The organism is Halomonas campaniensis, from assembly GCF_002211105.1.
Taxonomy (GTDB): Bacteria; Pseudomonadota; Gammaproteobacteria; order Pseudomonadales; family Halomonadaceae; genus Vreelandella; species Vreelandella campaniensis_A.
This window is the reverse complement of the sequence record NZ_JPUA01000034.1, coordinates 1,038,171-1,049,946: the sequence shown is the minus strand read 5'-3', so window position 1 is coordinate 1,049,946 and position 11,776 is coordinate 1,038,171. Positions and strand designations below refer to the sequence as shown.

8 protein-coding genes are annotated in these 11,776 nt (G+C 53.7%); 1 reads left to right on the top strand and 7 read right to left on the bottom strand.

Annotated features, from left to right (window positions below):
- Nucleotides 1–22: 22 nt before the first annotated feature.
- The 6 genes from JI62_RS17105 to JI62_RS17080 form a co-directional block, all read right to left on the bottom strand.
- The gene (locus JI62_RS17105; RefSeq protein ID WP_240513280.1) at nt 23–1,636 is read right to left on the bottom strand and encodes a glycosyltransferase family 2 protein; all 1,614 of its coding nucleotides are present in this window, start codon (nt 1,634–1,636) and stop codon (nt 23–25) included.
- A gap of 95 nt (nt 1,637–1,731) precedes the next feature.
- Complete coding sequence (gene glmM / locus JI62_RS17100) at nt 1,732–3,069, bottom strand: phosphoglucosamine mutase (RefSeq protein WP_088701286.1); 1,338 nt, start codon at nt 3,067–3,069, stop codon at nt 1,732–1,734.
- Nucleotides 3,070–4,119: 1,050 nt separating this feature from the next.
- Nucleotides 4,120–4,893 (bottom strand): 3'(2'),5'-bisphosphate nucleotidase CysQ, encoded by a 774-nt coding sequence (cysQ, locus tag JI62_RS17095; protein WP_088701285.1) that lies wholly within the window; start codon nt 4,891–4,893, stop codon nt 4,120–4,122.
- A 107-nt stretch (nt 4,894–5,000) separates the two neighbouring features.
- Nucleotides 5,001–6,905, bottom strand: coding sequence for a sulfate adenylyltransferase subunit CysN (gene cysN / locus JI62_RS17090; protein ID WP_088701284.1), 1,905 nt, complete (start codon nt 6,903–6,905; stop codon nt 5,001–5,003).
- On the bottom strand, nt 6,905–7,807 hold the full coding sequence (gene cysD, locus JI62_RS17085; RefSeq protein ID WP_088701366.1) for a sulfate adenylyltransferase subunit CysD: 903 nt from the start codon (nt 7,805–7,807) through the stop codon (nt 6,905–6,907). Before cysD ends, cysN begins: the two co-directional genes overlap by 1 nt.
- A gap of 41 nt (nt 7,808–7,848) precedes the next feature.
- Entirely contained in the window at nt 7,849–8,589 is a 741-nt protein-coding gene (locus tag JI62_RS17080; protein ID WP_088701283.1) for a helix-turn-helix domain-containing protein, read from the bottom strand.
- 184 nt (nt 8,590–8,773) lie between these two features.
- Between JI62_RS17080 and JI62_RS17075 the strand changes: the two genes are divergently transcribed.
- Entirely contained in the window at nt 8,774–10,501 is a 1,728-nt protein-coding gene (locus tag JI62_RS17075; protein WP_088701282.1) for an SLC13 family permease, read from the top strand.
- Nucleotides 10,502–10,599: 98 nt separating this feature from the next.
- On the opposite strand, the gene JI62_RS17070 is transcribed toward JI62_RS17075, so the two are convergent.
- A complete protein-coding gene (locus JI62_RS17070; RefSeq protein WP_088701281.1) occupies nt 10,600–11,556 on the bottom strand; it encodes a sulfotransferase family 2 domain-containing protein in 957 nt (318 codons plus the stop codon).
- Nucleotides 11,557–11,776: the final 220 nt, after the last annotated feature.

Genomic DNA, 11,776 nt, shown 5'->3' with positions numbered 1-11,776 from the left:
AAATTGGCAATAGGATACCAGCTCAACCGGGCAAGTTGGCAGCTGGTGCTGGGAAGGGGCGAACATCGGGATTGGCTGGCAAGTACAAATCACTTGGCTGTTCGGCACTCTCGTGCCACTGAGCCGCCGCATAGCGGTAATCACTGCGTACCCCGTTAAACTGGGTAACTAAGTGCGTGGGGCCTGCCTGGCTAAGCGAGCTGGGCAAGCTACGGCCAAAGGCCAGCGGAACGCCTCTCTTAACGCCACCAAAGGACTTAGCGCCAAAAACAGTCGTAAAGCGCTGAAAGTACTCAGTATCAGCATCCACTCTCACAACATCCCAAAACCCTAATGTTTCGAAAACCTCCCGTCGAAACATAAACGATGACGTATTGCGATAAATCCACCCATCCATTGCTTCAACACGCCAACGAGTAAAGAGCATTTCAGTAGAACAGCGAACCCAATCACTAAAGCACGCCTTCCACTCAGGCTTGCTTTCCAAGCCTCCCACCTGCACCTCAAGCTTTTGAGGGTGCGACCAATCATCACTATCGTGAACGGTGATAAAAGCTCCCTTCGCTGCCGCTAGACCACGGTTCCGTGCAGCGTACGCCCCCTGATTGGTAGGCTGAGTTAGCACCCGAAAACGAGAATCCTGCTGACTAAATGCCTGGGCCACGGCTAACGAGTCATCGGTAGACGCATCGTCTACCACAATAACCTCTATATTGGCATAAGACTGTTCTGCCAGGCTGCGCAGTGCCGTTACCAAGTGAGCCTCTGCGTTAAATAACGGCATAATGACACTGACCAGCTCACCGTTCTCACGCGTAGAAGAACGAGCCTCTGCTGTACTTTCGAAGGTTAAGTTATCGAGTGTTAAGGGCTGGTTGGCGTCTTTAAGGGCGAGCGGGTAGTGATTGGTACGGTTAAACAGCGCATTAATATGCCGTAAACGAAATTGCTCAGTTAATGCCTGTGCCTGTGAAGACGATGGAGGCGTGGTGGACTCCCCGGCTAGAGCAGCGGCCTGCACTGCCAACAAATTAGCGAGTGCTAGGGAGGTATCAGGGTAGTCGGGAAATGCAGCCATTAACTGCTTGATACGCTTCCAAGCCCCTACGAGCTGACCATCGTTGACAAGGGCCTCCACCTCTAATAACCAGGGGGCCGCGGTAGCAGGCTTAACATCCTGTAATTGATGACGGCCTGACAACACCTCAGCACAGCGCTGCCACTCACCTTGCCAAGCATACCAACGCCCCAACGCCCATGCCGCATAGCTGGCTTCCCAGGGATCTTGGTGATTAAGCAGGCCGTTCAATGTTGTAAATGGCGACGAGGAGTCAGCTTGTTGCCAAAGCAGCTCCTCAACCTGGTGCGCAAGAAGATCAACTGGCATGCGCCCCTCTTTTTCGCCATTACGCGTGAAGTGCAGTAATGGACTAACGCCCGCCTTAGCAACATCCTGATGGTTATGAAGGTAATATTCGGCATCAAAACGCGGGCCAGCTTTTCGACCCCAGGCTTCCCCCAGCAACAGATAATGCTGCGCTGGCGACATACCGGAAACAGCTACATCAGGGTATTGCATCATATACCAGTCAGCATCAAACCAAGGGCTTTGCTCGACGTCCGCGATATCTGACAAATGCCTCTCTGTCTTATGCTCAGGGGGCAAGCTAAGCGTTGAAGATGATGTCAAAAGTCATTACCTCGTCTAACGGGAGAACCTACCGTGTTCACCTAAGAAAACGCATCAGCAATTTGCTGTGCACTGCCTTGCGCCCGATCAGCGTCCACAGCCTCGACCATCACGCGAATCAATGGTTCCGTGCCAGATTTACGCAGCAGCACGCGGCCCGTCTGGCCAAGCTGTTGTTCTACCAATGCTACGGCTTGCAGTACCGCTGGGGTATCAAGTGGATCATGCCCTGCTTGAGCGGTATAACGCACATTAATTAAGGTTTGCGGGAGCTTGTGCATACCCTGTTTGGCGTCATACAGCGTTGCCTGTTGCTCTAACAAGCTAGTCAGCACGCGCAAAGAGGCGATGATAGCATCTCCAGTGGATGCATGATCCAGGCTTAACAGGTGGCCAGAGCCTTCCCCACCTAACCGCCAGCCCGTTGCGTTTAACTGTTCCAGCACATAGCGGTCGCCTACTTTGGCGCGCTTAAAAGGAATATTCAATCCATGAAGCGCCTGCTCAAGCCCCAAGTTACTCATTTGGGTGCCCACCACTCCGCCGTTGTATCCCGCACGCTTCGCGTCTTTCGCAAGCAGGTATAGAAGCTCATCGCCGTCTACCACGGATCCCGTATGATCCACCATCATCAGCCGGTCAGCATCGCCATCCAAAGCTATCCCCAGATCCGCCTGGTGGGCGAGCACTGCATCGCACAGGTTCTGCATAGAGGTAGCGCCGCAGTTTTCGTTAATGTTGAGTCCATTGGGCTTGTCGTGAATACTAATTAACTCAGCGCCTAACTCACGGAAAACCGCCGGGCCCACTCGGTAACCCGCACCATTGGCGCTATCTACAACAATTTTCAGGCCGTTCAAACTCAAGTGCCCTGGCAGGTTAGCCTTGCAGTATTCGGTATAACGGCCAGCGGCATCATCAATACGGCGCGCTTTACCTAGTTTTTCGGAGCTAACGCAGGTCATGCCGCCATCAATGGCGGTCTGTAACCAGCGCTCTATTTCCTGCTCTTGCACATCATTAAGCTTGTGACCGCCCTGCCCGAAAATCTTAATACCATTATCATCAAAAGGGTTATGCGACGCGCTAATCACTACCCCCGCATCCGCACGGAAGGTAGACGTTAAATAAGCAACGCCAGGGGTCGGTAACGGCCCCACCAGGGCAACATTAACACCCGCCGCGGAGAACCCCGCCTCTAAAGCTGATTCCAACATATACCCACTAGCACGGGTATCTTTACCAATTAACACTTCCCTAACACCTTCAGCACCCAACACCTGCCCTGCGGCCCAACCCAACTTCATAGCAAAATCAGGCGTCATGGGAAACTCCCCCACGCGACCGCGAACACCGTCAGTACCGAAATATTTACGCATTGTTTAGTAACCTTAAAAGTGAATCGTGAATCGTGAATCGTGAATCGTGAATCGTGAATCGTGAATCGTGAATCGTGAATCGTCAGGAGTATAAGCCCAGCAGAGCGAGGTAACGAGTATATGAGAGGAAGGGGGTTTACGCCGCGCTAAGAAAACCACCCATTCAAATGAGTGCACATACCGTAGCGCGTGGTAACGAATCTCGCGAGGCACGAGCGAATGAGGCACCCGCGGGAGGCGGCGGAACGACGCCCAGTGGCAACCAAACAACACTGCCCACACGAACCAACACCGGCACCGCTCCGCGCTGCTTTCGCGGGTGCGCCCGAGGCTTACCACGCGCTACTCAATCACACATGCACTTGAAGGTGGGGATTCCAAGGGAGTGTGCACGTAATCACCCCACCGAAATCAAGTGAGTGCACCCGTAGCGCGTGGTAACGAAGAACGCGAGTTCAACGAGCGTTCGTAGGCACCCGCGGATGGCGGCGGAACGACGCCCAGTGGCAACCAAACAACACTGCCCACACGAACCAACCCCGGCACCGCTCCGCGCTGCTTTCGCGGGTGCGCCGTAGGCTTACCACGCGCTACTCAATCTCGCAGGCACATGAAGGTGAGGCTTCCAAGGGAATGTGCACGTAATCACACCACCGAAATCGAGTGAGTGCACCCATAGCGCGTGGTAACGAAGAACGCGAGTTCAGCGAGCGTTCGTAGGCACCCGCGGGAGGCGGCGGAACGACGCCCCGTGGCAACCAACTAACCTTGCCTGCACGAGCCAAACCCCGGCACCGCTCCGCGCTGCTTTCGCGGGTGCGCCGTAGGCTTACCACGCGCTACTAAATCTCGCAGGCACATGAAGGTGAGGCTTCCAAGGGAGTGTGCACGTAATCACACCACCGAAATCGAGTGAGTGCACCCGTAGCGCGGGTAACGAAGAACGCGAGTTCAGCGAGCGTTCGTAGGCACCCGCGGGAGGCGGCGGAACGACGCCCCATGGCACCCAACCAACCTTGGTGCCAAAACAAAGACCAGTGGCGCCTGGGCTTAATGCCCCCACACCACAAAATAGGGGTTGAGCTTTTCGCTGGGGTTGGCGTAGCTAAGGGGTGTGCCTTCCAGGGTTTCTACCCGACCGCCAGCTTCGAGCACTACCGCGTGGGCGGCGCCGGTATCCCATAGACAGGTGGGCCCCAAGCGGGGATAGGCATCGGCAAAACCTTCGGCAATGATGCACAGCTTTAATGAACTGCCCATGGGCAGCATGGTGTGCTCACCCAACTGTTCAAGCCAAGCGGCCAAATCAGGGCTAGGGTGGGAACGGCTACCCACTACGCGCCACGTTACGCCCTCTTTAGGCTTGCCTGCCACGGAAATGGCCTTACGATGGCCATCGGCTTCAACCTTAAACGCGCCCAGTCCTTGCGCGGCCACATAGCCCACCTTCAGCGCAGGCGCGGTCACCACACCAAGCACCGGCTTACCGTTTTCAATCAAGGCAATATTGACGGTGAACTCACCGTTACGCTTGATAAACTCTTTGGTGCCATCCAGCGGATCGACTAGCCAGTAGCGGCCCTCGGCATCAGCACCTGAAAAGCCCTCAATGTCCTCTTCTGAGAGGATCGGAATCTGCACCGGCAACGCCTGCAAACCGCGCACAATAACGTTGTGCGCTGCTTTATCAGCCTCGGTCAACGGGCTTTTATCTTCCTTCTCTTCCACACTGAATTCGCGCGCGTAAACGCTCATAATGGCGTCGCCAGCTTCACGAGCTATGCGTTCAACCGCATCCAGCAGTGCTTGATCAATAAGCGCCATAATCTAATCCCTCTAATAAGGCCCAGCTGAAGACTTAGCCTTTTCATAAAAAAAAGCTGCCAAGTAGCGGCCATCCTCGCCACCACCTGACAGCTTGCACATTCAAATCAGCTAATCATTCCACGTTCACGCAGAGCTACGATCACGGCGTCCGCTGCTTCTTCCGCGTCCATTTCGGATGTTTTCAGATGAACATCCGGCGCTTCAGGGGCTTCATAAACGGAATCAATGCCAGTGAAGTTTTTCAGCTCTCCGCGGCGGGCCTTTTTGTAGAGGCCTTTCGGGTCTCGCGCCTCAACGACATCCAGCGGTGCATCGACAAAAATCTCGATAAACTCGCCCGCTTCCAATAGATCCCGCGCCAGCTGGCGCTCGCTGCGGAAAGGCGAGATAAACGCCGACATCACGATCAGCCCGGCATCCACCATCAGCTTGGCGGTTTCCGCTACCCGGCGCACGTTTTCCACTCGGTCGGCATCGGTAAAGCCTAAATCACGGTTCAAGCCATGGCGCACGTTATCGCCATCCAGCAGATAGGTATGTTGGCCGTGGGCAAAGAGTTTTTTCTCGACCAGGTTAGCAATGGTCGATTTACCCGCCCCGGAAAGCCCGGTGAACCACAGCACGGCGGGCTTCTGACCTTTGGCCAACGCACGCGCCTGCTTATCAATATCCACATGCTGCATATGAATATTCTGGCTACGCCGTAAGGCGAAGTGGAGCATGCCTGCGCCAACCGTATTGTTAGTCATACGGTCGATGAGGATAAAGCCGCCAGTATCGTGGTTGTCCTTATAGGCATCGAAGGCAACGGCACGGTTAAGGCTTAGGGTACAAATACCAATACCGTTCAGATCAAGCTGCTTGCTCGCCGTGTGCTCAAGGGTATTTACATTGACCTGATACTTGATATCCGTCACGGTCGCCGACACTGTTTGGGTGCCCAGCTTCATCAAGTAAGGGCGGCCCGGCAACAACGGCGCTTCATGCATCCACACCAGAGTAGTTTCAAACTGGTCAGCGGTGTGAGCTGGCTCATCTACGCCGGAAATGACATCGCCACGGGAAATATCAATTTCATCTTCCAGCAACAGCGTAATAGACTGCCCGGCAACGGCCTCTTCCAAGTCACCATCCAAGGTATAGATACGCGAGACAGTGCTTGTTTTGCCAGAAGGCTGAACACGGATTTGGTCGCCGGGGCGCACCACACCGCTGGCCACCATGCCGGTAAAACCGCGGAAATCCAGGTTGGGGCGATTCACCCACTGCACAGGCATGCGAAAGGGAGAGCGTTGAAGATGCTCAGCATCCAGCTCGACGGTTTCCAGGTAACCCAGCAGCGTCGTACCGTGGTACCACGGCATTTTGGCGCTATGCTCAATGACATTGTCGCCCTTCAGCGCCGACATGGGAATGAAGGTGATGTTCTCCAGCCCCAGCTGTTTGGCGAAAGCACGGTACTCTTCAACGATTTGATCAAAACGCGCTTTGGAGTAGTCGACCAAATCCATCTTGTTGATCGCCACCACCACGTGGCGCATACCCATTAACGACATCAAAAAGCTATGGCGGCGGGTTTGCGTCAAAATGCCGTGGCGTGCGTCGACCATCAAAATAGCCGCATCAGCCGTGGAAGCCCCGGTCACCATGTTGCGGGTGTACTGCTCGTGCCCTGGGGTATCCGCTACGATGAACTTGCGCTTCTCGGTAGAGAAAAAACGATACGCCACATCAATGGTAATGCCCTGCTCGCGCTCGGCGGCCAGGCCATCCACCAGCAGCGCAAAATCCATCTCTCCGCCCTGGGTGCCGTATTTTTTCGAGTCCGCTTCTATCGCTGCCAGTTGATCTTCAAACAGCAATTTGGACTCAAACAACAGGCGTCCAATTAGGGTACTTTTGCCGTCGTCTACGCTGCCGCAAGTAATGAAGCGCAGCAAGCCCTTATGCTCGTGGGCTTTCAGGTAGCCTTCGATATCGTCAGCAATCAGGTCAGATGAGTGAGACATTAAAAATACCCCTCTTGCTTCTTCTTCTCCATGGATGCCGCGCTATCGCTATCAATCACCCGGCCCTGACGTTCCGATGTTTTGGTCAACAGCATTTCTTGGATAATGGCAGGCAAGGTATCCGCTTCTGACTCAACCGCACCGGTGAGCGGATAGCAGCCCAGGGTACGGAAACGTACTTTACGCATCATGGGCACTTCACCGGGCTCTAACGGCATGCGCTCATCATCGACCATAATCAGCGTACCATCGCGCTCCACCACCGGCCGTTCAGCCGCATAGTAGAGCGGAACGATGGGAATATTCTGCAGATAGATGTACTGCCATATATCCAGTTCGGTCCAGTTGGAGATCGGAAATACGCGGATCGACTCTTTACCATTCTTACGCGTGTTATAGAGCTTCCATAACTCCGGGCGCTGGTTTTTAGGATCCCAGCGGTGCTGTGCGGTACGGAACGAAAAAATACGCTCCTTGGCACGGGATTTCTCCTCATCCCGCCGGGCGCCGCCAAAGGCCGCATCAAAGCCGTACTTATCCAGCGCCTGCTTCAAGCCTTCGGTCTTCATTATGTCGGTATGAATCGCCGAGCCGTGGGTAAACGGATTGATGTCCTTCTCGACACCTTCCGGGTTGATATGTACCAGCAAATCCATACCAATCTCTTCCGCCATATTGTCGCGGAATTCATACATGGCCCGGAACTTCCAGCGGGTATCAACGTGCAGCAGCGGGAACGGCGGTGGCGAAGGTGCAAAGGCTTTGCGGGCCAGGTGTAGCATGACCGCCGAGTCTTTACCGACCGAATAAAGCATTACCGGGTTTTCAGTCTCGGCAACCACTTCGCGCATGATCTGAATGCTTTCCGCTTCCAGTCGCTGTAAATGGGTGAGTGATGTCATCATCTATCCCAACGTAAGGTGAAAAAGTTTGCTCTTAAGTGCTAGGAAGCCAAGCCCATATCGGCAGGTACCGGCACTAACCAAAACATCGTTTGTTGCGCCAACCAAACCGTCACTTGCGGGCTGGCTGACAACCAAGCGCCATGAAATACCAAGGCGACTGGCCTGTTACTTTCTTTACTATTGCCAATGAGTGCCTGCATCGCGGCCAAATAATCATCTGCCAAGGGCGGGCGCTTAAAACAGCGCATCCACAGCCTACCGCGCGGGCCATGCAAATAGAGCTGATAAACCGGACGCTGTGGATGCGCCACCCGGCGCACACCGCCCTGCCAACGCTGGTTGGCCTCTTCTAACCTGTCAAACCGCGGCGCAACGGCCTGCCGATACCATCGGCCACGCTGCGAGCGCTGCTTAGCCAATGCGCTTAACGGCCACGGCTCATGCTTCAAACCTTGGTTTTCCCACCAGTGCTCAATGCCACGCTGGGTCAATTCAACGCCGTGCTCATCGCGTAAAAACGCCACAAGGTCAGCGCTGTTCCAGCCTGGTTGTTCAGCGGGTGGCGGGGCATACAGCGCCTCCCACAACCGTTGTTGAATAGCGGCATCGAGCACATTAGCTTGCCCTTTTAAACGGCCACGAGGTCGCACCGGCACTGCCGCCCAGCCACCTTCACGAAACGCCTTCCAGGCCGCTGAAACGGTTGGGGCAGAAAGCCCGGTTTGCTGACTTACCAACGCAACCGTTACCCCATCCAAGCGTAGCTTTACAGCTTGCATGCGGCGCTCATTGAGCTTTTCAGGCGATAAATGTTTAATGCTCAATATTTCTTATAACCATATGTATTTAATAAATATTTAAAAAATCATCACAACTAAGAATTGCAATTATTAGACTCCATCATAAAAGCCTGCGTAAAATCCAGCAAGCGAACCATGAAGTTACCGTTTTTAAGGACCCACCATGATCCCCTGGGCCGTTCTGTTCTCCATTACGATTTTATTAGCGCTGTTGATCAGCGGGCGCGTAAAGCCCGCCATTGCTTTTGTCACATTAGCCGCTATTTTTTTGCTACTCGGTTTTGTAGACACCGCCACCCTGCTCACCCAGTACACCAACCCTGCGCTTGCCACACTGCTGCTCTTGTTGCTGGTATCATTGGCGCTTGAACGCTCACCCCTTCTAGACTGGCTATCACGCCACTTGTTAAAAGGTCACCCGCGGCTTGCTACAGCACGTTTAATGGGCATTACGGCGATACTTTCCGCTTTTTTGAATAATACGGCAGTGGTAGCCGCCTTCCTGGGAGCCATTTCGCGCCAACAGCGTATCGCGCCTTCACGGCTATTAATCCCGCTCTCGTACGCTTCGGTCTTGGGCGGCATTACTACGTTAGTGGGCACATCCACCAACCTAGTAGTGAACTCGTTTAATTTGAGTGCCAGTGGCAGCGAGCTGGGCATGTTCCAATTTAGCTTGGTGGGTATCCCCGTGGCGCTGATTACCCTCTGTGTTTTAATGTGGCGCGCTAATGCCCTACCCCATCACCAATTGGAAGACACCAACGAGAAGCTCTCCTACTTTCTAGCGGCAGATCTAGAACCAGATTCAACCATGATTGGGAAAACCATCGAAAAAAACGGCCTGCGCAGCTTAGAGGGGCTTTATTTACTGGAAATAGAACGACACGGGCGGCTGATCAGCCCCGTGGCACCGGATGAGCAACTTCAAGCCTATGACACGCTGGTATTCACCGGTGAAGTGGGCAAAGTGCAAGCCCTACAGCGCTTTCCAGGGCTGCACTTATTTGGCCATCAAGCCGATAACCTGCTGGCGACCAACCTAGTCGAAGTAGTCATTTCCCACGAATCTGAGTTGTCAGGAAAAACTCTGCAGGATGTAGATTTCCGCAGCATGTTCAGTGCGGGCGTGGTGGGTATAAGGCGTGGAGAAAAACGCTTAGAGGGACAGCTGGGAAAAATTCCTCTGCGCGTGGGTGACTGCTTACTGCTAGCGGTGAGCGCCGATTTCCGCCAGCACCGCAATCTAGACCGTAACTTCCACTTACTAAGCGGCAGCTTCACTCGGCCGCAACTGAGAAACAGAGAGAGCTTGCTCAGCCTGGGGGGGTTCGCAGCAGTTATCGCCCTTGCCACGGCTAATGTGCTGCCACTTTTTCATGGGCTACTGGTACTGCTGGGGGGGCTACTGCTAATGAAAGTCATTAGCCTGGCAGAACTACGTCGCCGTTTCCCGTTTGAGCTATGGCTAATTATTGGTTCGGCGTTAGCCATCGCTCAAGCATTGGAAAACTCAGGCGCGGCGGGATTACTAGCGACTGGTATGCAAGGTCTATTCAGTGGTTACGGTGTCTATGCCGCGTTTATTGGCTGCTACCTGTTGACGCTACTACTGACAGAAACGGTAACTAACAACGCGGCGGCTGCATTAGCCTTTCCTATTGCCTGGAGAACCGCCCACGCCTTTGGGGCCGACCCGCTGCCGTTTGTAATGGCCGTAGCGTACGGCGCCAGCGCCTGCTTTCTAATCCCGTTTGGCTATCAAACCCACTTAATGGTCTACTCCCCCGGCCGCTACCGCATCACGGACTTCCTGAAGATCGGTTTGCCAGTCAGCCTTACCTATTCAGCGGCGGTACTACTGATTACGCCGCTGGTGTTCCCATTTTAGGTGAGGAGATAGAGTGTGGAACGTAGCGCGTGGTAACGAGAAAGCGAGTTCAGCGAACGTTAACTGCCAGAATCCAACTGACGTTGCCCCTGAAGATATTACGTCTTCGTTTCCTCAATGAGGCGCGGGCTTGGCGGAAACCATTGGCCCGTAGCAGCAACACGACACTGCACTTTATCAAGAGGAGACAATTTCAAAGGCAGATGGAAGCCCACATACCCACCACGCGGCGGCAGCACGCTACACAACTCCTGGCGAAACTTCACCGCGCGTGCGGTGCTGGTAAGCTCACCATTGACCCACAGCTCGACCTCCAACGGTGCATCACGCTCATCTGCCCACCAGGCCCAACCGCTGCCCCCCTCCGTGGTGGCCTCCACAAGGCAAGCATGCGCCCAGGGTTGGTTAGACTTGAACATTGCATAGCGTGAGTCAAACAACGCTAAGGCGTACTGGTAAAGCTCAATATCTCGTCTATTCAATTTCCTGAGTTCAACGAGATCCTCTTCATCAAACTCATACTCATCCTCCAGACGAGACTTACCTTGATTGTCTTCGCGCTCGGGAATGCGCGTTGCAAAGCGGTCATTTAACATTTCCAGACTTTCAGAATAACGTTCTGTTAAGCCGATAAACCCGATAGACTCAAGATTCACCCCATAAAGAGCCCGACGTTGACGATTACGCATCCCACGGCCTGAATAGAATTCCTTGAAGCTTCCTTGGTAATCCATATTCCTGACAAAATGGGCATATTCAGAGGCAATACGTTGCAGCGGTTCACGTAGAAAGGTAACGGTATTTCCCGCGCCCCACAGGGAAACAAAGCGCGCGATAGTCACATGTCCCACGATCATGGCTGGATTATCAAGTGCCTGCTTGAACTGCCAGAAATCAGGTTGATCACCATGCAAAGACTTCTTCACAAAAGGAGAGGTCGCATTGGAGTTCACTCCATAATCATAAACAATGCGCTCTGGCGTAAAATACTTTTCAGCCCCCTGCCTAAAGCTTGTACCGGCAGTTTTAGGTATGTGCACAAAAAAAAGTGACATCTATTACATCTCCTTTATACAACGCCCACTTACACAATCACTTCCACGTGAAGTTGGCGAGAGTCCATTCCCGAATGAGTATTACTGGGGTGTTAACTGTTACTGGGCAAAATCATCTGTATCCATCGTAGCGCTTAGTTACGAATCTCGTGAGGGACGAACGAATGAGGCACCGCGGGCTTGCGCGCTACAGGTTGCTGCTCAAACAAAAGCTAGTGGT